Genomic DNA, 21710 nt, shown 5'->3' on the forward strand with positions numbered 1-21710 from the left:
ATACGTGTGTTCATGAAACTGCAGGGCCCTTTTCGGGCCCTGTGTGTTTTTCTGGCCTTTGCCTGTGCGGCCCCGGCCTTGGCGCAGCAACTGGGCGTGCCCCAGAGCAGCGTTGTGACCCTGTCCAGCGAGCGGCTGTTCTCTGACTCGGCCTTTGGCCAGCGTATCCTGCGCGAAATCGAGGCCGAAGGTATCCTGCTGGGCGAGGAAAACGAGCGGATCGTGGCCGAACTGAGCCGGGAAGAAAAGCTTTTGACAGAACAGCGCGCGACCATGACAGCGGATGAATTCCGCCCTCTGGCCGATGCGTTTGATGAAAAGGTCCAATCCCACCGCGAAGGGCAGCGCGCCAAGCTGGACGCACTGGCACGCCGCAGCGAAGAGGCCCGGCAGAGGTTCTTTGAACTGGTGCAGCCGGTTCTGATAGACCTGCTGCGCGAATCCGGGGCGTCGATCATTATTGAGCGATCCAGTGTTTTTCTCAGCTCGGACCGTACCGACATCACCGATGCGGCCATTTCCCGGATCGACGCGGTGATCGGCGATGGCAGCACCCTTGAAAACGAGGCCAGCGAATAGGTTTGCTTGCCCTTACGGCGCGGTATTGCTACCACGCCGCAAACAGATATCCAGAACGGGACAACGACACTATGAGCACGGAAACCAAAAGCGCCGACATTCAGCTGATTCAGCGGATATTGCCGCATCGCTATCCGTTTCTGCTGGTCGATAAGGTGGTTGATATCTCGGGCTATCAGTCGGCTGTTGGCATCAAGAACGTCACCATGAACGAGCCGCATTTCCAGGGCCATTTTCCCGGCACTCCGATCATGCCGGGCGTTACCATTGTCGAGGCAATGGCGCAAACCGCGGGCGTGATGCTGGGTGTGGGCATGGATGTGATCGACAGCGAGCTGCTGATCTACTTCATGAATATCGACAAGTGCAAATTCCGCCGCAAGGTGATCCCGGGCGACGTGCTTGAGATGCACGTGGAAACCGTGCGCGGCAAGAAAGGTGGCAAGATTTTCAAGTTCAGCGGCAAAGCGACCGTTGAAGGCGAGATCGCAGCCGAGGCCGAATTCTCGGCTTATGTCGATTGGGACATGGAAAAAACAACATGAGCGGCATCCACCCAAGCGCAATAATCGAAGACGGCGCGCAGATCGGCGAAGGCTGCATCGTCGGGCCGTTCTGTTATGTCGGCGCGCAGGTCAAGCTAGGCGATCGGGTTGAGCTGAAATCCCATGTTGTGGTGACCGGAGATACAGCGATCGGCGACGAAACTGTGATCTTCAATTTCTCGGTGATCGGAGAAATTCCGCAGGACCTGAAATTCGGTGGCGAAGATACGCGGCTGGAGATCGGCAAGCGCAACCGCATCCGGGAACATGTGACGGTCAATACCGGCACCGAAGGCGGCGGTGGAGTGACCCGGATCGGTGACGATTGTCTGCTGATGGCCGGTGTCCACGTGGCGCATGACGTTCAGATCGGCAATCGGGTGATTATGGTCAACCATGCCGGTGCGGCGGGGCATTGCGTCATCGAAGATGACGTGATCGTCGGCGGCATCTCGGGCCTGCACCAATGGGTGCGCGTGGGTCGTGGCGCAATCATCGGCGCGCTGACCATGGTTCCGAATGACGTGATCCCGTATGGACTGGTGCAGGCTCCGCGTGGCGAATTGGATGGTCTGAATCTGGTTGGTCTGAAACGCAAGGGTGTTTCCCGCGAGGATATATCCGCCTTGCGCGCGGCTTTCCGGGAGTTGTCCGAGGGCGATGGCACCTTCATGGAACGCGCTCATCGAGTCGGTGCTGGCAACGAAAGCGAATACGTTCAGCGGATCGTGGATTTCGTGACCGGTCAATCGGATCGCTCTTTCCTGACACCGAGGAAGTAAACCGATGCTGGCGCTGATTGCTGGAACGGGCGCGTTGCCGGGCGAAGTGGTAGAGCATCTTTCCGATCGTCCGGTAGTCTGTGCGATGGAAGGGTTCACACCCGACACCCTGACTGCGGATATTGTGTTTCCGCTGGAACAGCTTGGCAGTTTCATCGCGGATCTGAAGGCGCGTGGCGTGACCGAGATCTGCATGGCAGGTGCCGTTCGGCGCCCGCCTATTGATCCCTCACGCATCGACGCCGCGACGATGCCGCTGGTGCCGGTCCTGCAACAGGCGCTCATGTCCGGCGATGACAGCGCCTTGCGCGCCGTGATCGGCATTTTCGAAGAATCCGGACTGACCGTTCGCGCAGCGCATGAGATTGCGCCCACATTACTGCCGCAACTTGGCTGTCTGACCGAAGCGCAGCCCTCTGAGGCTGATCTGACCGATGCCGATCGGGCCGCAGGTATCCTCCGAGCCATGGGTGCGGCGGATATCGGGCAAGCCTGTGCTGTGTCCAAAGGGCAGGCATTGGCGGTGGAAAGCATCTTTGGCACAGACTGGATGTTGCAGACTTTGACCCAACGCCCGGATGCGGGGGGCGGGGTTCTGTTCAAAGCCCCAAAACCGGATCAGGATCGCCGCGCTGATTTGCCGACGATTGGTCCGGGTACGGTGTCCTCTGCCGTGGCCGCAGGACTGACCGGGATCGTCATCGAAAAGGGTGGTGTGATCGTCCTGCAGCAGGACCGGGTCATCGACGAGTGCAATCGCCTTGGCCTGTTCCTCTACGTGCGCGAGCGGGCCAGCTGATGCGGGTGTTTGTGGTCGCCGGAGAACCTTCGGGCGACCGTTTGGGCGGTGCGCTGATGGAGGGGCTGCGCAGTCTCGTTCCAGATGTTCAGTTCGACGGCGTTGGCGGCCCCTTGATGCAGGCGCAGGGTTTGGAAAGCCGTTTCCCGATGGCCGAGCTTTCGGTGATGGGGTTGGTCGAGGTTCTGCCCAAGTTCTTCCATCTCAAACGCCGGATTGCCGAGACTGCGCAGGCTGTTCTGGACACGCAGCCGGATGTGCTGATCACCATCGACAGCCCCGACTTCTCGCTGCGCGTTGCGAAGATCGTCAAGGCGCAGAGCGATATCCGGACGGTACATTACGTGGCCCCCAGTGTCTGGGCGTGGAGGCCGGGTCGGGCAGACAAGATGGCCAAGGTAATCGATCACGTTCTGGCGCTGCTGCCCTTCGAGCCGCCCTATATGGAGCGCGCTGGCATGGAATGCGATTTCGTTGGCCACCCGGTGGCCAGCGAGCCAGTGGCAACTGAAGACGATGTCCGGGAATTCCGCGCCGCCTATGGCCTCGGTGACGCTCCGATCCTACTGGCTCTGCCGGGCTCGCGCGGAGGAGAAATCGAGCGGTTGGCCCCGGTTTTTGGTGAGGCGCTGAAGCTTTATCTGCAAGACCGGCCGGACGTGCGGGTCGTGGTGCCAGCTGTGGCGCATATGGTCGAAACCGTTGCGCAGCGCGTGCAAAGCTGGCCGGGCAATCCGGTGGTAGTCGATCCGCGTAACATGCCCTCGGACGAGGCGGTCGCCCGGAAGCGGGCTGCCTTTGCGGCGGCAGAGCTGGCGCTGGCGGCTTCGGGCACTGTTTCGCTGGAACTGGCGGCACAGGCAACGCCGATGGTGATTGCCTATAACCTCAACTGGCTGACGACCCTGATCGCCAAGCGCATGGTCGATCTGGATACCGTGACACTGGTTAATCTGGTGTCGGAAACTCGAACAGTTCCCGAATGCCTTCTGGATGATTGCCAGCCCGAGAATATTGCGACCGCGTTAAAGCAGGTTTCGGACGCGCCGGATGTCCAACGCGAAGCCATGGTAACAACGATGGACCGGCTTGGGCGCGGCGGCGAGGCGCCCGGTCTGCGGGCGGCCAAAGCGGTTTTGTCCCGGATGAACGCATGATGCTGGACTTTGCGCTTTTTGGACTGTCGGCCTTTATGGCCCAGGTCCTGACAAATCTGGACAATCTGGCGGCGCTGCTGGCGCTGTCGATGGTTTCGGGGGCAAAGCGGTCGATCTTTGGGTTCCTGATGGCGCAGGCAATCGTGATCGGTGCGGCGCTTTTGCTGGCGTTAGGGGTCGAGGATGTGGTGCCGCACTGGGCGGGCTATTTGGGGGTGATCCCGCTGAGTCTTGGCATTCTGGCTCTGATCCGGAGGAGAAGCGGAAAAGAGGCCAAATCAGATCCCAAACTGGAAACCGGGGCGTCGATCATCATGATCACGTTGCTGTTCATCAGCCTGTCGATGGACACGTTCGCGGTTCTGGCGCCACTGTTGGCGGATTCGGCCCCCAGTTACCGAACTGCCGGTGTGATTGGCGCAGCGCTTGCTGCGGCCAGCCTGGCAACAGTCGCCTTGCTGGGGTCAAAAGCGCCTTTCATGAGCGGCGCATTGGCGCGTCGACTGGAGCGTCTGGTGCCTTACGTGATGATCTGTGCCGGGCTTTATATCCTCAGCAACTCGTGGACGGACGCGGTTTAGAAACCGCGCCAGATCCAGCCGCCGCCAAAGATGCGGCTGCCTTCCGAAGCATAAAACACACAGGCCTGACCCGGGGAAACGCCTTCCTCGGGTGTCAGCAGTTCGACCTCGGCCGTTGTGGCGGACAGAGGGCGAATGATCGCCTCGCGCGGCGGGCGGGTTGAACGGACCTTGACCGTCACATGCCATTCATCACGCGAGGTGAAAGGCTCATCACCCAGCCAGTTGATCTCTCGTACCGGAATGGTGCGCGTGGCAAGCATTTCCTTGGGGCCGACAACCACCTGTTTTTTGTCCACGTCCAGCTTGACCACATAAAGTGGCTCGCTCAGGCCACCGATGCCCAGCCCGCGTCGTTGTCCGATCGTGTAGTGGATGACGCCGTTGTGCTGTGCCAGTACGCGGCCATCGGCATGCACGATCTCACCGGGTTCCGCAGCACCAGGGCGCAGTTTCTCGATCACACTGGCATAGTTGCCATCGGGTACAAAGCAGATGTCCTGACTGTCGGGCTTGTCGGCCACGGCCAGCCCGTATTGCGCGGCCATCTCGCGGGTGGCGTCTTTTGAGGGCAGGTGACCCAGAGGGAACCGCAGAAAGTCCAACTGCTCGGGCGTGGTCGAGAACAGGAAGTAGGACTGATCCCGGTTCGCATCCTCGGCGCTGTGCAGCTCGGGCCCGTTCGGTCCCATCTTGCGCTGGATATAGTGACCAGTTGCCATGCAGTCGGCTTCAAGATCCTTGGCAGTTTCCAGCAGGTCCTTGAATTTCACCCGTTCGTTGCAGCGGATACAGGGGACCGGGGTCGCTCCTGCCAGATAGCTGTCGGCGAACTCGTCGATCACTGCGTCCTTGAAAATGTTTTCGTAGTCCAGAACGTAGTGCGGGAACCCGCGTTCCTCGGCCACGCGGCGCGCGTCATGAATGTCGATCCCCGCGCAACAGGCGCCTTTCTTGGCCAAGGCAGCCCCGTGGTCGTACAGTTGCAGCGTCACGCCCACCACGTCATAGCCTTCATCAGCCAGATGGGCGGCGACAACGGAACTGTCCACGCCGCCGGACATGGCCACAACAACCCGCGTTTCCGACGGGGGTTTGGCAAAGCCGAGCGAGTTCAGCGGTGTCTCGGTATCGAGGGCCATGACGATTCCAGTGCGGGTTAAGAAAGACCGGCAGAATATAGGAAAATTCTACACACTCTCAAGGGGCGGTTTCACTCTGCATTAAGTAGGCTGGTGTCAGCTTTGTCGCAGCACGAAGAGGACCGAGAGATGTATTTGCACAAAGTAGAAGGACCAAGGTCGGTAACCCTGCCGGATGGAACGGTTTTATCGCGCGCCGACCTGCCGCCCGAGGATACGACCCGCTGGGTCGCCTCGCGCAAGGCAATTGTCGTGCGGGGCGTGATTTACGGCCTGATCACGCTGTCGGATGCCAAAAAGCGTTATGGGCTGAGTGATGAGGAGTTCAATGCGTGGGTTTTCGCGGTTGCCGAACATGGAACGGACGCTCTGAAAGTCACCGCGCTAAAAAAATATCGACAACCTATAGGCGAAAGTGAATAAATGATTCAACGGTAACGTCAGATTAACCATTTTTGAGCAGGCTCAATTTGAAATTGGTAAATTGACCCGAATTGGAGCAGTAAATGCGTATACTTCTTGTCGAGGATGATCCGACCACGTCGAAAAGCATCGAACTGATGCTGACGCACGCCAACCTCAACGTCTATGCAACGGACCTCGGCGAGGAAGGTATCGATCTGGCAAAACTGTATGATTACGATCTGATCCTTCTGGATTTGAATCTGCCAGACATGAACGGACACGAAGTACTCCGACAGCTACGCATTGCGCGAGTGGAAACACCGATCCTGATCCTGTCAGGTGCAGATGATACGGAAAGCAAGATCAAGGGCTTCGGTTTTGGTGCTGATGACTACATGACCAAACCGTTCCATCGTGAGGAGTTGGTGGCCCGTATCCACGCCATCATCCGCCGGTCGAAAGGGCACTCGCAATCGATCATCCGCACCGGACAGGTGGCGGTGAATCTGGATGCCAAAACGGTTGAGGTGGAAGGTAAGGCAGTGCATCTGACCGGCAAGGAATATCAGATGCTCGAACTGCTGAGCCTGCGCAAGGGCACAACGCTGACCAAAGAGATGTTCCTCAACCACCTCTATGGCGGAATGGATGAGCCCGAGCTGAAGATCATCGACGTGTTTATCTGCAAACTTCGCAAAAAGCTCAGCAACGCGACCGGTGGCGATAACTATATCGAAACCGTTTGGGGCAGGGGCTATGTCCTGCGCGATCCGCAAAGCAACAGTGTCGACGAAACCCGGATGGCCGTCGGCGCATGATTTGAACATGGTCGCCTGTGGTCCGGGGCGACCTTTTTCACTCACTGAACAGCACGACTGGACCTAACCATGGCCTCGCCCTATCACTGAGGTCCAAGAATACGTGACAGGGCGAGGCCATGAGCAAATTGATTCCGGTATCTGACCTCACAGAGGACGCCGCGCGGACAGAATTGGCGCAGCTTGCGGAAAAGCTTGCGCGGGCAAATACACTGTATCACGCGGAAGACGCACCAGAGATTTCCGATGCCGACTACGATGCGCTCAAACTCCGCAATGCCGAGATCGAGGCGCGATTCCCTCATTTGAAACGGGCTGACAGCCCGTCGGATCAGGTGGGTGCGCGACCAGCCGACGGGTTTTCCAAAATCACACACGCCGTGCGCATGATGTCGCTGGGCAATGCGTTTGATGACGAAGACGTCCAGGACTTTGATCGCTCGATCCGGAAATACCTTGGGTTGGACGGTGCAGAGCGTCTGGCCTTCACCGCAGAGCCAAAGATCGACGGTTTGTCGCTGTCTTTGCGGTATGAGAACGGGAAACTGATTCAGGCCGCCACGCGCGGTGATGGTGAGGTCGGAGAAAACGTCACCGCCAATGCCCGGACGATTTCGGACATCCCGCAAACCATCGCGGATGCTCCGGACGTCCTTGAGGTGCGGGGCGAAGTCTACATGTCGCATGAGGACTTCGAAAAGCTGAACATCCGGCAGGAAGAGGCCGGAGAAAAACCCTTTGCCAATCCTAGAAATGCGGCCGCAGGGTCATTGCGACAGTTGGATTCGGCTGTCACGCGGGCGCGTCCGCTACGGTTCTTTGCCTATGCCTGGGGCGAATTGTCCGAGCCATTGTCCGACACCCAGATGGGCGCAATTGACCGGTTACGAACCTTCGGGTTTGCCACCAACCCGCTGACCCGGCTATGCGAAACGACCGGTCAGATGTTGGACCACTACCGGGATATCGAGGCTCAGCGGTCCACGCTGGGTTATGATATCGACGGCGTCGTTTACAAAGTAAACGATCTGTCTCTGCAGGCACGACTTGGGTTCCGGTCCACGACGCCTCGCTGGGCGATCGCGCATAAATTCCCGGCCGAGCTGGCCTGGACCCGGCTTGAAGCAATTGACATCCAGGTGGGGCGAACCGGCGCACTCAGCCCGGTGGCCAGGCTGCACCCGGTGACCGTGGGCGGTGTGGTCGTGTCGAACGCCACGCTGCACAACGAGGACTATATCGCAGGCCGCGACGCCAAGGGCGGTACAATCCGTGACGGCAAGGATATTCGCGTCGGCGACTGGGTGCAGGTTTACCGCGCTGGTGACGTGATCCCCAAACTGGCCGATGTAGACATTTCAAAGCGCCCCGAGGGGGCCGAGCCATTCGACTTTCCCACGACCTGCCCCGAATGCAACAGCGATGCCGTGCGTGAGGAGGGCGATGCCGTCCGGCGCTGTACCGGTGGCGTGATCTGCCCGGCGCAGGCAGTTGAAAAGCTGAAACATTTTGTCTCACGCAAGGCTTTCGACATCGAAGGATTGGGCGCCAAACAGATCGAGATGTTCTATGACGATCCCGATCTGCCGGTCAGAACTCCGGTTGATATTTTTACCTTGCAGGAGCGCGATGCCTCGAACCTGAACAAACTGGCCAACCGTAAAGGTTGGGGCGCGCAAAGTGCCGGTAACCTGTGGGCCGCGATTGACGAAAAGCGCGAGATACCTTTTGGCCGACTGCTGTTTGCATTGGGTATCCGCCATATGGGCGAGGCGGCCTCGAACCTGATTGCTACCCATTATGGCACGTGGTCCGACTTCGAAAGTGCCGTCACGGCAGCGGCGAATTTCGAAGGTCCCGAGTGGGACGATCTGCTGAGCGTCGACGGCGTTGGTGAAATTATGGCCCGCGCCCTCGTGTCCGCCTTTGCGCAAGAGGCTGAACGTGCCAGCATCGACGCGCTTGTTGCGCAGCTGGACGTTCAAGAGGCAAAACGCCCGGACACGACAGGCAGCCCCGTCGCGGGCAAGACTGTTGTTTTCACAGGCACGCTGGAAAAGATGACCCGCGCTGAAGCCAAGGCCCGGGCCGAGGCTTTGGGAGCCAAAGTCTCGGGCTCGGTCAGCAAAAAGACCGATATTCTGGTGGCTGGCCCCGGGGCGGGGTCCAAAGCGAAAAAGGCAGCAGAGCTGGGGGTTGAAACACTGGATGAGGATGGCTGGCTGCAGCTGATCGGCACCGTATGAGTGGACGTCCCGAACAGTTATTCCCGTTGTTCGCGGGTCTTGAAACGCTGGACGGTGTGGGCCCGAAAACGGCGCAGGTTCTGACGCAGGCGGGCACGGACTCGCCGCGTGACGTTTTGTTCAGCCTGCCGTATGCCGTCATTGACCGCAGGCGACGTGACACCATTCAGGGCGCCGACCTGCCTACGACCCTTACTGTCGAGGTCACCGTTGGTGCACACAGGCCGCCGCGCAACAAAGGCGGCGCGTACAGGATACATGTCGAGGATAGCCAAGCGGATTTCCAACTGGTGTTCTTCCATGCGCGCGGCGTCTATCTGAAACGGGTTCTGCCGCAGGGTTCTCGCCGTGTGATCTCGGGCAAGCTTGAGCTGTTCGATGGCATGGCGCAGATGGTTCATCCGGATCACATGGTACCGGTGGAAGAGGCGCAAGACATTCCCGACTTTGAACCGGTGTATCACCTGACACAGGGGATCACGCAAAAGACGGCCTACAAGGCGGCACGCAGTGCTTTGGCGCGGGCGCCAGACCTGAAGGAATGGATTGATCCGGCTCTGGTGTCGAAACAGGGGTGGTCCGATTGGTCGGCTGCAATTGCGGCTGCGCATAATCCACAAGGGGCGGATGATGTCGCTGCTTTTGCGCCCGCGCGCGAGCGTCTGGCTTATGATGAGCTTTTTGCGCATCAACTGACACTGGCTCTGGCGCGACAGCGTGAGCGGAAGGCGCGGGGCATTGTCAGCGTCGGGACCGGCGCGTTGCAAGCAAAGGTTCTGGCCAGCCTTCCCTATAAGCCCACCGGCGCGCAGATACGGGCGATTGATGATATCGCGGCTGACATGGCCTCGGATGCGCGGATGAACCGGTTGCTACAGGGCGATGTGGGCGCGGGGAAAACGTTGGTGGCGTTCATGGCGCTGCTTGTCGCGGTCGAAGCTGGCGGGCAGGGTGTCATGATGGCCCCGACCGAGATTTTGGCCCGGCAACATCTGGAGGGGTTGAGGCCATTGGCCGAGGAAGCCGGCGTTGTCCTGAACATCCTCACGGGCCGGGACAAGGGCGCTGAGCGACGCGCCAAACTGGCGGCACTGAAGAACGGCGATATTCACATTCTGGTCGGCACCCATGCCGTGTTCCAAAGCGACGTGGAGTTCAGGGCGCTGCGTCTTGCCATCGTCGATGAACAGCACCGGTTTGGCGTTCGGCAGAGGATGGAATTGTCCGAAAAAGGGCAGGGCGCGGATGTTCTTGTCATGACGGCCACACCAATTCCGCGGAGCCTCGCGCTGGCGCAATATGGCGATATGGATGTTTCGGTGCTGGATGAAAAACCGCCCGGGCGGAAGCCGATCAAAACCGCCATAGTCAGCACCGAACGTATGGAAGAGGTCGTGTCCCATCTGCGCCGCGCCATTGATGAAGGGCGCCAGTGCTATTGGGTCTGTCCTTTGGTCGATGAGTCCGAGGTCTCGGATCTGACGGCCGCTGAGGAACGGTTCAAACGCCTCCGCGCAATTCTGGGCGAAGGAACGGTCGGGTTGGTGCACGGCCAGATGCCCTCGGCCGACAAAGATGCCGCGATGAAGGCGTTTCAGGAGGGGCAGAGCAAGGTTTTGGTCGCCACAACCGTGATTGAGGTCGGCGTCAACGTCCCGAATGCGTCGATCATGGTCATCGAACGGGCCGAGATATTTGGCCTGGCGCAATTGCATCAGCTTCGCGGTCGGGTTGGGCGTGGCGAGGCGGATTCCACTTGTCTGCTGATGTATCAACCGCCGCTCAGCGAGGGCGGTAGGAAGCGGCTTGAGGTTCTGCGCGAAACCGAAGACGGGTTCAGAATCTCGGAAACCGACCTGCAAATACGCGGTGCGGGTGATCTGATCGGCACGGCACAGTCCGGTCTGCCGAAGTTCCGGATCGCGGATCTTGAACGGCAGGCCGGATTGATGGCCGTCGCCCAAACGGACGCCCGTGCGCTGCTTTCAGCTGACCCGCAACTGAACTCGGACCGAGGGCAGGCGGCGCGCGTTCTTTTGTGGCTGATGAAACAGGATCAGGCAATACGTTTGATTTCAGTGGGTTAGCAAGTACGTTCTCATAAGTTCACAAATGTTCTCAAAAAGTTCTTTACCGACTCGGCAAAATATGAGAACAAAAGGTCAACAAAGGATTAAAGCTCTGACCGGAGGTGAGACCATGCTGACCCAGATCAAGACCGCCATTAGCCGCTCGCAATCGACTTTGTTGCAGGATGCTGTGGGGGCCGTGTCTCTGGTCGTCATGCTGATGGTGGCCCTTCACCTACCCGGAACGTTCTGACCCTTTCTGCCTGCGATCTCGTGCCGATCATACCGTGCTGTCATCCCCATTTCAGTCAAGGGTGACCTGCCTGTCCCATTTCCCTTGAAGGGCCTGCCTCGGCCCTGCGCGGCTATCCGGACCCCACACGAGACACGCACAACCTGCCGCCGCCCTTTCCGCCCGGAAGGTGCGGCGGCTTTTTCTTAAAGCTCACCCGTTTTGATGATCTCAAGCATCGCCGACAACACGGAATTTACCGCGACCGAGGCCAGGATCATACCCATGACGCGGCTGATGATGGCGGCACCCGAATAGCGTATCAGTCGGATGATCGGGTCGGCCAGCAGCATCAAAATGAACGAAATCAGAATGACCGACAGCATCACCAACGCCGTAATGCCCTGATCTGCGGCACTGTAGCGATGGTTGTCGGTGAGGATCACAATGGCCAGCATCGCCCCCGGGGATGCTAGTGAGGGAACTGCCAGCGGAAAGATCGCCGGGTTGGGACGGTGCGACGGCCTTTCCAGCTCTTCCTCGGCTTCGTGTTGTTCGACGACCTGCTTGCTTTCGCCAAAGATCATCGTCAGTGCAAAAAGAAACAGAATGATGCCACCCGCGACCTGAAATGAGTTCAGGCCGATATCCAGTGCTTCAATCAGCAACTGGCCAAACACCAGGAAGAACAGCAGTACCCCGGCGCTGACCAGGGCGGCAAGAAGGGCCGTTTTTCGACGGGCCGAGGCGGTCAGGGTGGCAGTGACAGCGATGAAAACGGGGATCGTGCCAATGGGATCGATAACGACCCAAAGGGTAACGAAATGCTCAAGCAGATTATTCAAACCAGTCACTCCCCCAAAATTTACGCTGAGGTTAGACGGGTTTGCGGCAGAAAGCTACGTTCAGGCGCAATTGGCCTGTTCGGCCTGCTCCATAGCCTCGGCCGCGGCCTCCAACGCCAGCAGGATCGACGCGTGACGGTTCTTGTAATCCCGCGCAGGCATCAGCACCTCGAGCCCGTCAAATGGCGCACCGGGCGCCGGGCCGTCTTTTTTCAACATGGCCGAAAGCTGATCACGCGCGGTTTCCACCTGTGCCCGTGTCGCGCCGACAATGGCGCCGCCAACAACTGCGGCCGAGGCCTGACCCAGCGCGCAGGCTTTCACATCCTGCCCGTAATCCGAGACCCTGCCGTCCTGCATCTTCACATCCACGGTCACAGTCGACCCGCACAGGGGCGAGCGCTTTTTCACTGTGGCATCGGGGTTTTCAAGCCGGTCCAGATGCGGAATGTCCGCGGCCAGCGCCAGAATGCGGCCGGAATAGAGCTTTATCAGATCGTTGTCGCCGGACATGGCTTTCCCTCGTTGTCTGTTCCCCATACATAGTGAGCATCCACCGGGATGCAAAAGGTTTTTCTCATGTCCGCTACAGTCACATTTGACCCGACCGAATTGAAATACAACGAGGCCGGACTGATCCCGGCCATTGCTCAGGATGAAAGCACCGGCGAGGTGTTGATGATGGCATGGATGAACGTTCAAGCCGTTGAAAAAACACTGGAAACCGGGCGTGTGACCTACTGGTCGCGGTCCCGTCAGTCGTTCTGGATCAAAGGTGAAACCTCGGGGCATGTGCAGAAGTTGGTGGATTTCCGCTTTGACTGCGACCGCGATTGTCTGCTGGTTCTGGTGCGCCAGACCGGTGCCGCGTGTCATACGAACCGCCGCACCTGCTTCTACACGGCCGTTCGCAACGGGGACGAGGTCGAGCTGATGTCACCGATGGAGTGACCCGGTCACAGCCCAACCATTGCCCGGATATCCGCGGCCGAGGCCCCCTCGGCCCGGTATTTCGAGATCGCTCGCGCGTCGTCACGTTTTGCCAGGCGTTTACCTGCCTCATCCCGGATCAGCCGGTGATGGAGGTACTGCGGTGTCGGTAAGCCAAGCAAACCCTGTAATACCACGTGTATGCGTGTAGCTTCGAACAGATCCTGACCGCGGATGACATGGGTGATGCCTTGTGCGGCGTCATCCAAAACCACCGACAGATGGTAGGACGTGCCCATATCACGCCGGGACAACACGACGTCGCCAATGGATTTCGTCAGCTCCTCCAGAGAGAAAGTTATGGTGCCCGTTTCGCCATTGGGTCCGGCACCGTCTTCCTGAAACGATCCAACGATGGTGTCGGTTTGCGCGGTGTTCAGAAGCAGCCTGCCGGCAGCGGTCATGTCCAGGCGCAGTGGTACGTCCTTGGGGCGCGGGTCACTAGCTGAACTCGGCTGCCATTTCGCTCGGCATGTGCCGGGATAGATGATCCCGTCCGGCCCATGCAGAGGCGCGCCTTCCTGCGGCGCACTGGCGGCGGTGGCGATATCCTTGCGGTTGCAGGTGCAGGGGTACAGCAAACCGCGCGCCCACAGGTCATCCAGTGCCTTGTCATACGCGGCCAAGCGATCTGACTGCCGCATAACTGGGTCTGGCCAGTGAAGGTCCAGCCAATGCAAGTCGTCATAGATTTGATCTTCCCAATGAGACCGCGACCGCGAGCGGTCGATATCCTCGATCCTCAGCAGGAACTGTCCGTTCTCAACTGCAGCAAGATCATGGGCCAGCATCGCCGAATAGGCATGACCCAAGTGCAAAGGGCCAGTTGGCGACGGCGCGAAACGGGTCTTAAATGTCACGCTTTCTCAACAACATATACGTCAGATTTCAAGTCCATGCCCGGCAGATGCGGGCCATATTCCCGGAATAGAAGCCGCGCGGCCCCCATATCCAGCCAATCATTCAGCCGAACAGTATAAGATTTATCCGTAAGCGTATGATCATTAAAGGAAAAAGCTAGCAGGCCGCCTTGGGGCAGGGCGCGCATCAGAATATCAAACACCTCGGGCGGCGCAGTACCTACACTGATTACACCGATGGCGGCTATGGCCTTGTAGGCACCTTCCTCCAACGGGTTCGGGTCCGTGATCTCAAAAGTGGAGAGCTTTCGGTAGACACCCTTTGCCAGGGCCCCCTCAAGCATTTTGGGGGTCGGGTCGACACCGTCTATCACCTGAAAACCGGCGGCGTGCAGGGCTTCGCCTGATAGGCCGGTGCCACATCCATAATCCAGAACAGGTGTCTGGGGTTCGGGCATTTTGGACCAAAGCGCCTCGGCCACGCGAGCGGGGGTCGCGTAACCGTGCGCACCGACTTCGGCATCATACGAAGAGGCCCATTTCTGATAATGCGCCCGTGAGGCCTCGGGCGTTTCCAAGCTGTAGCTTTCTTTGATCTTATTGTCGTTCATATACAGATGTTAGGACGCAGGTCGGGGTGCGTCCAGTCAGCAATGCGCGAGCCAGTTTGTCCATTCGGCCTTGGCGCGATCCGTATAGGCCTTGTAACGATCCTTGCGGCCACGACGCCCTCCCTTCAGCCCGTCTACAGGGCGGAACAGGCCGAAATTGACGTTCATCGGCTGGAAGGTCTTGGCCTCGGCCCCACCAGTGATGTGGTGGATCAGGGCCCCCATGGCGCTGTCCTGCGGGACTTCGGGCAGAACACGGCCCAGTATTTCAGCCGCGGCCATACGACCGGCCAGAAGCCCCATGGCGGCGCTCTCGACGTAACCTTCAACCCCGGTGATCTGCCCGGCGAAACGGATGTTCGGCTTGGATTTCAGACGCATCTGCGCATCCAGCAGCGTGGGCGAGTTGATGAACGTGTTGCGATGGATGCCGCCCAGACGTGCAAAACTGGCGTTTTCAAGACCCGGGATCATACGGAACACCTCGGTCTGCGCGCCGTATTTCATCTTGGTCTGAAAGCCCACGATGTTGAACAGCGTGCCAAGGGCATTGTCCCGGCGCAGCTGCACCACCGCATGAGGTTTCACGTCCGGCTGATGCGGGTTGGTCAGGCCAACCGGCTTCATTGGACCGTGGCGCAGGGTTTCACGCCCGCGTTCCGACATCACTTCGATCGGCAGGCAACCGTCGAAATAGCCGGCGGTTTCCCCTTCGTGGAACTCGGTCTTGTCGGCAGCCAACAGGGCATCGATGAACGCCTCATACTGATCGCGATCCATCGGACAGTTCAGATACGCGGTTCGCTCTTCCTCGGTTTCGCCCTTGTCATAGCGCGATTGCATCCAGGCTTTGCTCATGTCGATGCTGTCGGCGTACACAATGGGCGCAATGGCGTCGAAGAAAGCCAGCGACTCGGCGCCGGTCTCGATCCGAATAGCCTCACCCAGCGTGGCTGAGGTCAGGGGTCCGGTGGCAAAAATCCAATGGCCGTCGTCGGGCAGGGAGGTCACCTCTTCGCCCGTGACCTCAACCCGGGGATGGGCGCGCAGTTTCTCGGTGACCGCTTCGGCAAAAGGATCGCGGTCCACGGCCAACGCACCACCTGCGGGCAGACGGTGCGCGTCCGCCGTCGTCATGATCAAACCGTTGGCTTGGCGCATCTCCCAATGCAGCAGGCCAACTGCATTCTGTTCGTCGTCGTCCGATCGGAACGAGTTCGAACACACCATCTCGGCCAGGTTGCCGGTCTGGTGCGCGAATGTGCCCACTTTGGGTCGCATTTCGTGGATCACAACATCCACGCCCATTTCCGCCGCCTGCCACGCGGCCTCGGACCCGGCCATGCCGCCGCCCACGATATGCAATTTCTGTGTCATGCGCTGCCACATAGGGCACAGCACTGCTCAACGCAACACGAGGCGCATCGTTTATGAATGAGGGGGATTTTGGGGTCACCGCTGCGGGAATGTCGGGCTGGTGAGAGAAACCAGCTTGGAGGGACCTTCCGCCCACGGCGACCCAAAAGTGTCTCCAGAGCATACGCTCTGTCCCACCATTGCCACAGTGTCGCCTTTTTGAAAAGTGCAAAAATGAGGACAGTCTTTAAAAATGTTGACAACAATCGCCTTATTGATGCCAATTTGGCGGTCTTTTTTCGATAAATGCAGATATCCCTTCTTCGGTATCCCGGTGCAGCATATTCTGTGCCATTACCTCTCCGGTATAGGCGTAGGCCTCTTCAATCGACATATCCAACTGCTTGTAGAACGCCTGTTTGCCGATTTTCACAGCGGATCCCAGCTTGGCAGCAAGCTGATCGGCAAGGGCGGCCGTTTCGTGTTCCAGCAGCATTTCGGGCACCACGCGATTGACCAGGCCCAGCTCGACCGCTTTTTCGGCCGAGATGAAATCGCCGGTCGTCAGCATCTCGAACGCGCGCTTGCGCGGGATGTTCCGACTGAGCGCAACCATCGGCGTCGAGCAGAACAGGCCGATATTAACGCCGTTAACACCAAACCGGGTTCCTTCAGCGGCAACGGCAAGATCACAGGTGGCGACCAGCTGGCACCCCGCCGCCGTTGCAATGCCGTGCACCTGCGCAATGACGGGTTGGGGCAGGGACTGGATCGTCAGCATCATTTGCGCGCATCTGGCGAACAGGTCCTGAAAGTAGGCCTTGCCACCATCTTCAGACTGACGCCCGGCGGTCATTTGTTTCAGGTCATGGCCCGCACAAAACGCCTTACCTTCACCTGACAGGATCACGGCGCGAATCGAGTTGTCCCTGCGCAGGGCATCAAACTCGGACTGCAGCGCGGCCAGCATCTCATCGCTCAGGGCATTCAGGCTCTTGGGCGCGTTCATTTTAAGGGTTGCGATTGCGCCCGTGTCGTTACGTTCCAGAATTGCCATCTTGCCCTCCGATCTGATGTCGGGCCAACTCTAGGTCGGCAAATCGAGGAGGGGAAGTATGGCGTTGGAAATGGGCCGAGAAGATCTGATGGCGTACATGAAGGAGATCTTTCCGCAGGTGTACCGGGATTTTGTCGTCGAGGAATTGGACGAAGACTCGATTGTCATGCGGCTGGTGGTCGAAGACAGGCATCTGCGCCCCGGCGGAACCGTTTCAGGGCCGTCGATGTTCGGCTTGGCCGACGTGTGCGTCTATGCGTTGATTCTGGCCCGCAAGGGGCGTCAGTCATTGGCGGTGACCACCAACAGTTCATTGGATTTTCTGCGAAAGCCCGAGGGAGGCACGGACATGATCGCGCGGTGCCGCTTGCTGAAGCTGGGCCGCAGCCTGGCAGTTGGCGATGTTCTGATGTTCTCGGAAGGGTCCGACAAGCCCGTTGCCCGAGCCACAATGACTTACTCGTTGCCGCCGGAAGGGTCCGCGGCCGCAGCTTTCGGATAAAAAAGGCCGGGCAGAGCCCGGCCAGGAAGAGGTCCCGTCAAGGGACTGGGGAATCTTTATTCCTGCCAGAAGTAGCGGGTGTACTCATTGCGCGCCTGATATTTGGTCAGGCCGACATCTTTCAGAAGCCTGTCGTCCAGATTGGACAAATTGACTCGGCTGCGGCGTTGACGTTCCCACTTTGTCACAATCGCCGCAAACCGCACGGCCAGCGCGGCGATCAGCGGCAGCCGGGGACTGTCGTTCAGCAGCATGAGGGCGGGGTTGTGCATCGCGCGTGTCATAGTGGATATCCTTTCAAATTGTATTGACACAAAGCATGTTTGTTCGGTATGTGTGATTGATACATTCAGGATTGTGTCAAAATCAAAGGAAGAATTGTAATGGATACAATTTGGCCAGAGGCGCTGCCGAAATCCAAGGGTCCTAAGTATACTCTGGTCGCTGACACGATCCGAAAAGCCATTGATAACAATCTTCTGGAAGTTGGAACCAAGCTGCCTCCGGTGCGAGAACTGGCGTATCGGTTACAAATCACGCCGGGTACGGTTGCGCGGGCTTATACGATTCTGACCGATGAGGGATTGCTACAAGCTGAGGTCGGGCGTGGTACATTCGTGGCCCCTCCGAAATCACCTATTCTGGACGATGTTTGGGCCAGGCAACTGCATCTGCGCGATGACAAATACAACGCCAATGTCAGCCTGTTCAGCCCGCGATTGGCGGATATGGGGCAGGTGTCCTTGATCCGTGAATGTCTGCAGAAAGTGTCGCAAGCCGATCCTGGGCTGTTTTTGAACTATCCGACCCGCGACGCCTACCAACCTATGCGGCAAGCGGTTGTTGAATGGCTGTCTGATCTGCCGTTGGGCGCGGTAACCCATGACGACATTGTACTGACACATGGCGGCCAGAACGGGTTGTGCTTGGTGTTTCAGACAATTTTGCGCGGACCGAAACCTGTGGTTCTGGTTGAGGACTTGTCCTATGCCGGGTTCCGTCGCGCCGGAGAACTGATGCGTGCAGATGTGGTCGGCGTGAAGATGGACAAATGGGGGGTCGATCCCGAGGCGATGGAACATGTGCTGCGCCAAACTGCGGCGCAGGCTGTCTGCGTTTCACCTGAAGTGCAAAACCCGACCGGTTCACACACACCGCTTGAACGCCGGAAAGAGGTTGTTGAGGTCGCCCGTCGCTTTGATCTGCAGATCATCGAGGACGATTGCTATCGCATGGGCGATGCGCGTGAACCCAGCTATCGGGCCTTGGCCCCCGAACGGGGGTGGCATGTGTCCTCGATCTCGAAGATCCTGACGCCGTCGCTGCGAGTGGGGTTTGCCATTGCTCCCCGTGAAAGGAGCGTCGATCTGCGGCGGTCTGCGGAGTACGGGTATTTCGGGCTGGCGCAGCCTCTGGCAGAACTGACCCGGTTGCTTTTGTCCGACCCCCGCACGCGCCAGATCGCCAAGGATGTGCGCGTTCGCATGGGTGATTATGTTCGTGTGGCAGTGAACGCGCTTGGAGGGTTCGACCTCAACTGGGCACCGGATGTTCCCTTTGTCTGGCTCAACCTTCCATCCGGCTGGCGGGCCGGTTCCTTCACGCGCGCGGCCGAGAGGGACGGGATCCAACTGCGGTCCGCCGATGAGTTTGCCCTGCGTGACGGTCGGGCGCCAAACGCGGTGCGCATTGCGATGAACGGACATGTGTCGCTGGAACGGTTCGAGGACGCGATGCAGAGGTTGCGCCGGTTGTTGGACAACCCACCCGAGCAAATCAGCGTCTAGATGTGGGGTAAAATAATACCTATTTTTTAAGTTATTGAAATTGCACAATTTAAAAGCATTTACTGTTGTTGACCTGCGAAGCACTCCCCTCTAAATACGCTCCATCGAATTCGGGCCGCTCTGTCGTGGGGCGGTCTTTCACATCAAACAGGACTATCCTGCCATGAAAACCTTCTCTGCAACACCTGCAGACATCGACAAGAAATGGATCCTGATCGACGCCGAGGGCGTTGTTCTGGGTCGTCTTGCCTCGATCGTCGCCATGCGCCTGCGTGGCAAGCACAAAGCGTCGTTCACCCCGAACATGGACATGGGCGACAACGTCATCGTGATCAACGCTGACAAAATCCAGATGACCGGCAAGAAGCGCGAAGAGAACTTCTACTGGCACACTGGTCACCCGGGCGGCATCAAGTCGCGCACCAAGCAGCAGATCCTCGAGGGTGCACACCCCGAGCGCGTCGTGACCCAGGCGGTCAAGCGCATGCTGCCGGGCAACCGTCTGGCACGCCAGCAGATGACCAACCTGCGCGTTTATGCCGGTGCCGAGCATCCTCATGAGGCGCAAGCGCCCGAAGTTCTGGACGTCAAGTCCATGAACAAGAAAAACACCCGGAGCTAATGACCGATGGCTGATCAGATCAATACTCTCGAAGAGCTGAGCGCCGTCGCAGGCGTTGAAACCGTGGCCGAAGAAGTCATCGTGCGTGAACCCGTACGTGACGAGCTGGGCCGTTCGTACGCCACCGGCAAGCGTAAAGACGCTGTTGCCCGCGTTTGGATCAAGCCGGGTTCCGGCAAGGTCACCGTTAACGGCAAAGACCAGGACAAGTACTTCGCTCGTCCCGTTCTGCAGCTGATCCTGCGCCAGCCGTTCCAGGTTGCTGGTGTAGAAGGTGAGTTCGACGTTGTTGCAACCGTCAAAGGCGGTGGCCTGACCGGTCAGGCCGGTGCGGTCAAGCACGGCATCTCGAAAGCACTGCAGCTGTACGATCCGTCGCTGCGTGGCGCTCTGAAAGCTGCTGGCTTCCTGACCCGCGACAGCCGCGTTGTGGAACGTAAGAAATACGGTAAGCGCAAAGCGCGTCGTTCGTTCCAGTTCTCGAAGCGTTAATCGCTGCGGAATACGACTTTCAAAGGGCTCGCTTGCGCGGGCCCTTTTTCTGTTTGGTTTATTCTTCGTAGACCAGTTTCCAGGCCCCGTTTTCCACCACGTTGACAAAAACGGTATCAGCCCCCTGATGATCGTCCGGGCCGTAGGTGAGACGGTTTCCAACCAGATCGTCTTGATAGTCCAGACTTTCCATGGCTGCGATAAAGCTTTCATGGGTCAGATCGGGCCCTGCAGCCTCCAGCGCTTTGACCATCATTTCGGCGGCGGAATAACCCAACATTGAAAACCCGACGGGGTCTTCGCCGGTTGCGGCCTTGTATTCCTCGATAAAGGCGGCAGGCACGGGATCATCGGCGCGCGCCCACAGATCCTGCCATGAGGCGGCGGCGTAGAACCCATCCGTCACTCCGCCCGGAACTTGCGCAACGACGGTCAGAAAGCTTGCTGCGGTGCCCATGAACTTCATATCGGTCAGGCCCATCTTTTTGGCCGTGCCCACCACCGTGATCGCCTGACGCACACCCAGTGCAATCGTTACGATATCGCAACCTTCTTCCTTGAGCTTGCTGAGTGAGCCAACAAAGTCCGTCTCATCCGGCTTGTGCGTCGTCTCGGCCACAAAAGCGATACCGGCCTCTTCGGCGCCAGCCTTGCTACCTTCCAGAATCTCTTCGCCGAAGTCAGTGGGCAAGTACATTGTGCAGACGTTTTGTGCCCCGAACTGACCGGCCAGATATTTCACACCGATACGGCTTTGGTCAAAATAGGTGGAGAATGAGGTGAACTTGTTCTTAATCGGTTCCTGCAACATCTGGGTTGATGCCGTCAGGGGGGCAACGTTCGGAATGCCCTTGGGATCCAGCAGTTTAAACCCGGCCAGGTTCATCGGAGTACCCAATGATTGCAGCATGGCAAACACCTTGTCGCGATTCAGCAGCTTGTTATAGCCCTGCATCGCGCGCGGCATTTGATAGCCGTTATCCTCGACCACATAGCGGATGGTGCGACCATGCACGCCGCCCGCAGCATTGACCCGGTCGAACACAACATTTGCGCCCTTTGTTGCCGGAACGCCAACGGCCGCGAAAATACCGCTCAGGTCGTTGACCGAGCCAATGACAATCTCATCATCCGTGACACCCTGCGTCTGGGCATAGGCCAAGGTTGCGGACACCGTCAAAACGGCTGCAGTAGCCAATCTTGTGATCCCTTTGGTCATTACTTCTCCTCCTT

General features: G+C 58.6%; 25 protein-coding genes. 16 read left to right on the plus strand and 9 right to left on the minus strand.

What is annotated here, in order from left to right; translation table 11 throughout:
* Positions 1 to 12: 12 nt before the first annotated feature.
* From GOX88_RS02395 to GOX88_RS02420, 6 genes are all read left to right on the plus strand, one after another.
* The gene (locus GOX88_RS02395; protein ID WP_254443266.1) at positions 13 to 579 is read left to right on the plus strand and encodes an OmpH family outer membrane protein; all 567 of its coding nucleotides are present in this window, start codon (positions 13 to 15) and stop codon (positions 577 to 579) included.
* Between the two features lie 71 nt (positions 580 to 650).
* Positions 651 to 1124 (plus strand): 3-hydroxyacyl-ACP dehydratase FabZ, encoded by a 474-nt coding sequence (fabZ, locus tag GOX88_RS02400; protein ID WP_170398715.1) that lies wholly within the window; start codon positions 651 to 653, stop codon positions 1122 to 1124.
* Entirely contained in the window at positions 1121 to 1906 is a 786-nt protein-coding gene (gene lpxA / locus GOX88_RS02405; protein WP_170398717.1) for an acyl-ACP--UDP-N-acetylglucosamine O-acyltransferase, read from the plus strand. The genes fabZ and lpxA overlap by 4 nt, the downstream gene beginning before the upstream one ends.
* A gap of 4 nt (positions 1907 to 1910) precedes the next feature.
* Positions 1911 to 2705 (plus strand): LpxI family protein, encoded by a 795-nt coding sequence (locus tag GOX88_RS02410; RefSeq protein ID WP_170398720.1) that lies wholly within the window; start codon positions 1911 to 1913, stop codon positions 2703 to 2705.
* On the plus strand, positions 2705 to 3862 hold the full coding sequence (gene lpxB, locus GOX88_RS02415) for a lipid-A-disaccharide synthase (RefSeq protein WP_170398723.1): 1158 nt from the start codon (positions 2705 to 2707) through the stop codon (positions 3860 to 3862). Before GOX88_RS02410 ends, lpxB begins: the two co-directional genes overlap by 1 nt.
* A complete protein-coding gene (locus GOX88_RS02420; RefSeq protein ID WP_254443267.1) occupies positions 3859 to 4443 on the plus strand; it encodes a cadmium resistance transporter in 585 nt (194 codons plus the stop codon). Before lpxB ends, GOX88_RS02420 begins: the two co-directional genes overlap by 4 nt.
* Here the strand turns inward: GOX88_RS02420 and mnmA are convergent.
* Positions 4440 to 5585, minus strand: a complete 1146-nt coding sequence (gene mnmA / locus GOX88_RS02425; RefSeq protein ID WP_170398726.1) for a tRNA 2-thiouridine(34) synthase MnmA — start codon at positions 5583 to 5585, stop codon at positions 4440 to 4442. The genes GOX88_RS02420 and mnmA overlap by 4 nt on opposite strands.
* Positions 5586 to 5714: 129 nt before the next feature.
* Between mnmA and sciP the strand changes: the two genes are divergently transcribed.
* The 5 genes from sciP to GOX88_RS23610 all read left to right on the plus strand — a co-directional run bounded on the left by sciP (position 5715) and on the right by GOX88_RS23610 (position 11376).
* Positions 5715 to 6008 (plus strand): CtrA inhibitor SciP, encoded by a 294-nt coding sequence (sciP, locus tag GOX88_RS02430; protein WP_170398729.1) that lies wholly within the window; start codon positions 5715 to 5717, stop codon positions 6006 to 6008.
* An 83-nt stretch (positions 6009 to 6091) separates the two neighbouring features.
* Complete coding sequence (gene ctrA, locus GOX88_RS02435; protein ID WP_170324867.1) at positions 6092 to 6808, plus strand: response regulator transcription factor CtrA; 717 nt, start codon at positions 6092 to 6094, stop codon at positions 6806 to 6808.
* A gap of 119 nt (positions 6809 to 6927) precedes the next feature.
* Positions 6928 to 9054: an NAD-dependent DNA ligase LigA gene (ligA, locus tag GOX88_RS02440; protein WP_170398732.1), complete on the plus strand. Its 2127-nt coding sequence runs from the start codon at positions 6928 to 6930 to the stop codon at positions 9052 to 9054.
* Positions 9051 to 11141, plus strand: coding sequence for an ATP-dependent DNA helicase RecG (gene recG / locus GOX88_RS02445; protein ID WP_170398735.1), 2091 nt, complete (start codon positions 9051 to 9053; stop codon positions 11139 to 11141). Before ligA ends, recG begins: the two co-directional genes overlap by 4 nt.
* A gap of 112 nt (positions 11142 to 11253) precedes the next feature.
* A complete protein-coding gene (locus tag GOX88_RS23610) occupies positions 11254 to 11376 on the plus strand; it encodes a hypothetical protein (protein WP_302478167.1) in 123 nt (40 codons plus the stop codon).
* A gap of 185 nt (positions 11377 to 11561) precedes the next feature.
* Here GOX88_RS23610 and GOX88_RS02450 read toward each other — a convergent pair whose 3' ends face one another.
* Both GOX88_RS02450 and GOX88_RS02455 read right to left on the minus strand, forming a co-directional pair.
* Positions 11562 to 12200 (minus strand): MarC family protein, encoded by a 639-nt coding sequence (locus GOX88_RS02450; RefSeq protein WP_170398738.1) that lies wholly within the window; start codon positions 12198 to 12200, stop codon positions 11562 to 11564.
* A gap of 60 nt (positions 12201 to 12260) precedes the next feature.
* Complete coding sequence (locus GOX88_RS02455; RefSeq protein ID WP_170398742.1) at positions 12261 to 12713, minus strand: iron-sulfur cluster assembly scaffold protein; 453 nt, start codon at positions 12711 to 12713, stop codon at positions 12261 to 12263.
* 48 nt (positions 12714 to 12761) lie between these two features.
* Between GOX88_RS02455 and hisI the strand changes: the two genes are divergently transcribed.
* Positions 12762 to 13151 carry a phosphoribosyl-AMP cyclohydrolase gene (hisI, locus tag GOX88_RS02460; protein WP_170398745.1) on the plus strand — a complete coding sequence of 130 codons (390 nt, stop codon included), beginning with the start codon at positions 12762 to 12764 and terminating at the stop codon, positions 13149 to 13151.
* A 5-nt stretch (positions 13152 to 13156) separates the two neighbouring features.
* Here the strand turns inward: hisI and gluQRS are convergent, their stop codons facing one another.
* The 4 genes from gluQRS to GOX88_RS02480 all read right to left on the minus strand — a co-directional run bounded on the left by gluQRS (position 13157) and on the right by GOX88_RS02480 (position 17074).
* Complete coding sequence (gene gluQRS / locus GOX88_RS02465) at positions 13157 to 14050, minus strand: tRNA glutamyl-Q(34) synthetase GluQRS (protein ID WP_170398747.1); 894 nt, start codon at positions 14048 to 14050, stop codon at positions 13157 to 13159.
* The gene (locus tag GOX88_RS02470; protein ID WP_170398750.1) at positions 14047 to 14661 is read right to left on the minus strand and encodes a class I SAM-dependent DNA methyltransferase; all 615 of its coding nucleotides are present in this window, start codon (positions 14659 to 14661) and stop codon (positions 14047 to 14049) included. The genes gluQRS and GOX88_RS02470 overlap by 4 nt, the downstream gene beginning before the upstream one ends.
* A 36-nt stretch (positions 14662 to 14697) precedes the next feature.
* The gene (gene trmFO / locus GOX88_RS02475; protein ID WP_170398753.1) at positions 14698 to 16038 is read right to left on the minus strand and encodes a methylenetetrahydrofolate--tRNA-(uracil(54)-C(5))-methyltransferase (FADH(2)-oxidizing) TrmFO; all 1341 of its coding nucleotides are present in this window, start codon (positions 16036 to 16038) and stop codon (positions 14698 to 14700) included.
* Between the two features lie 250 nt (positions 16039 to 16288).
* The gene (locus GOX88_RS02480; RefSeq protein WP_170398756.1) at positions 16289 to 17074 is read right to left on the minus strand and encodes an enoyl-CoA hydratase; all 786 of its coding nucleotides are present in this window, start codon (positions 17072 to 17074) and stop codon (positions 16289 to 16291) included.
* 58 nt (positions 17075 to 17132) lie between these two features.
* Between GOX88_RS02480 and GOX88_RS02485 the strand changes: the two genes are divergently transcribed.
* Positions 17133 to 17576, plus strand: a complete 444-nt coding sequence (locus GOX88_RS02485) for a PaaI family thioesterase (RefSeq protein ID WP_170398759.1) — start codon at positions 17133 to 17135, stop codon at positions 17574 to 17576.
* 56 nt (positions 17577 to 17632) lie between these two features.
* Here the strand turns inward: GOX88_RS02485 and GOX88_RS02490 are convergent, their stop codons facing one another.
* Positions 17633 to 17860 (minus strand): DUF1127 domain-containing protein, encoded by a 228-nt coding sequence (locus GOX88_RS02490; protein WP_170398762.1) that lies wholly within the window; start codon positions 17858 to 17860, stop codon positions 17633 to 17635.
* Positions 17861 to 17959: 99 nt separating this feature from the next.
* Between GOX88_RS02490 and GOX88_RS02495 the strand changes: the two genes are divergently transcribed.
* The 3 genes from GOX88_RS02495 (at position 17960) to rpsI (ending at position 20477) form a co-directional block, all read left to right on the plus strand.
* Complete coding sequence (locus GOX88_RS02495; protein WP_170398767.1) at positions 17960 to 19363, plus strand: PLP-dependent aminotransferase family protein; 1404 nt, start codon at positions 17960 to 17962, stop codon at positions 19361 to 19363.
* A gap of 163 nt (positions 19364 to 19526) precedes the next feature.
* Positions 19527 to 19985, plus strand: a complete 459-nt coding sequence (gene rplM / locus GOX88_RS02500; protein ID WP_039536983.1) for a 50S ribosomal protein L13 — start codon at positions 19527 to 19529, stop codon at positions 19983 to 19985.
* Positions 19986 to 19991: 6 nt separating this feature from the next.
* The gene (gene rpsI / locus GOX88_RS02505) at positions 19992 to 20477 is read left to right on the plus strand and encodes a 30S ribosomal protein S9 (RefSeq protein WP_039535473.1); all 486 of its coding nucleotides are present in this window, start codon (positions 19992 to 19994) and stop codon (positions 20475 to 20477) included.
* Between the two features lie 58 nt (positions 20478 to 20535).
* Here rpsI and GOX88_RS02510 read toward each other — a convergent pair whose 3' ends face one another.
* Positions 20536 to 21696 carry an ABC transporter substrate-binding protein gene (locus GOX88_RS02510; RefSeq protein ID WP_170398770.1) on the minus strand — a complete coding sequence of 387 codons (1161 nt, stop codon included), beginning with the start codon at positions 21694 to 21696 and terminating at the stop codon, positions 20536 to 20538.
* Positions 21697 to 21710 lie beyond the last annotated feature (14 nt).

Origin of the sequence: Ruegeria arenilitoris (assembly GCF_013030985.1) — a bacterium.
GTDB classification, from domain to species: domain Bacteria; phylum Pseudomonadota; class Alphaproteobacteria; order Rhodobacterales; family Rhodobacteraceae; genus Ruegeria; species Ruegeria arenilitoris_B.

Bases quoted from the DNA above. Each gene is read 5' to 3' on its own strand.
- GOX88_RS02395 (WP_254443266.1), top strand. From the start codon at position 13: ATGAAACTGCAGGGCCCTTTTCGGGCCCTGTGTGTTTTTCTGGCCTTT.
- fabZ (WP_170398715.1), top strand. From the start codon at position 651: ATGAGCACGGAAACCAAAAGCGCCGACATTCAGCTGATTCAGCGGATA.
- lpxA (WP_170398717.1), top strand. From the start codon at position 1,121: ATGAGCGGCATCCACCCAAGCGCAATAATCGAAGACGGCGCGCAGATC.
- GOX88_RS02410 (WP_170398720.1), top strand. From the start codon at position 1,911: ATGCTGGCGCTGATTGCTGGAACGGGCGCGTTGCCGGGCGAAGTGGTA.
- lpxB (WP_170398723.1), top strand. From the start codon at position 2,705: ATGCGGGTGTTTGTGGTCGCCGGAGAACCTTCGGGCGACCGTTTGGGC.
- GOX88_RS02420 (WP_254443267.1), top strand. From the start codon at position 3,859: ATGATGCTGGACTTTGCGCTTTTTGGACTGTCGGCCTTTATGGCCCAG.
- mnmA (WP_170398726.1), bottom strand. From the start codon at position 5,585: ATGGCCCTCGATACCGAGACACCGCTGAACTCGCTCGGCTTTGCCAAA.
- sciP (WP_170398729.1), top strand. From the start codon at position 5,715: ATGTATTTGCACAAAGTAGAAGGACCAAGGTCGGTAACCCTGCCGGAT.
- ctrA (WP_170324867.1), top strand. From the start codon at position 6,092: ATGCGTATACTTCTTGTCGAGGATGATCCGACCACGTCGAAAAGCATC.
- ligA (WP_170398732.1), top strand. From the start codon at position 6,928: ATGAGCAAATTGATTCCGGTATCTGACCTCACAGAGGACGCCGCGCGG.
- recG (WP_170398735.1), top strand. From the start codon at position 9,051: ATGAGTGGACGTCCCGAACAGTTATTCCCGTTGTTCGCGGGTCTTGAA.
- GOX88_RS23610 (WP_302478167.1), top strand. From the start codon at position 11,254: ATGCTGACCCAGATCAAGACCGCCATTAGCCGCTCGCAATCGACTTTG.
- GOX88_RS02455 (WP_170398742.1), bottom strand. From the start codon at position 12,713: ATGTCCGGCGACAACGATCTGATAAAGCTCTATTCCGGCCGCATTCTG.
- hisI (WP_170398745.1), top strand. From the start codon at position 12,762: ATGCAAAAGGTTTTTCTCATGTCCGCTACAGTCACATTTGACCCGACC.
- GOX88_RS02470 (WP_170398750.1), bottom strand. From the start codon at position 14,661: ATGAACGACAATAAGATCAAAGAAAGCTACAGCTTGGAAACGCCCGAG.
- trmFO (WP_170398753.1), bottom strand. From the start codon at position 16,038: ATGACACAGAAATTGCATATCGTGGGCGGCGGCATGGCCGGGTCCGAG.
- GOX88_RS02480 (WP_170398756.1), bottom strand. From the start codon at position 17,074: ATGGCAATTCTGGAACGTAACGACACGGGCGCAATCGCAACCCTTAAA.
- GOX88_RS02485 (WP_170398759.1), top strand. From the start codon at position 17,133: ATGGCGTTGGAAATGGGCCGAGAAGATCTGATGGCGTACATGAAGGAG.
- GOX88_RS02490 (WP_170398762.1), bottom strand. From the start codon at position 17,860: ATGACACGCGCGATGCACAACCCCGCCCTCATGCTGCTGAACGACAGT.
- GOX88_RS02495 (WP_170398767.1), top strand. From the start codon at position 17,960: ATGGATACAATTTGGCCAGAGGCGCTGCCGAAATCCAAGGGTCCTAAG.
- rplM (WP_039536983.1), top strand. From the start codon at position 19,527: ATGAAAACCTTCTCTGCAACACCTGCAGACATCGACAAGAAATGGATC.
- rpsI (WP_039535473.1), top strand. From the start codon at position 19,992: ATGGCTGATCAGATCAATACTCTCGAAGAGCTGAGCGCCGTCGCAGGC.
- GOX88_RS02510 (WP_170398770.1), bottom strand. From the start codon at position 21,696: ATGACCAAAGGGATCACAAGATTGGCTACTGCAGCCGTTTTGACGGTG.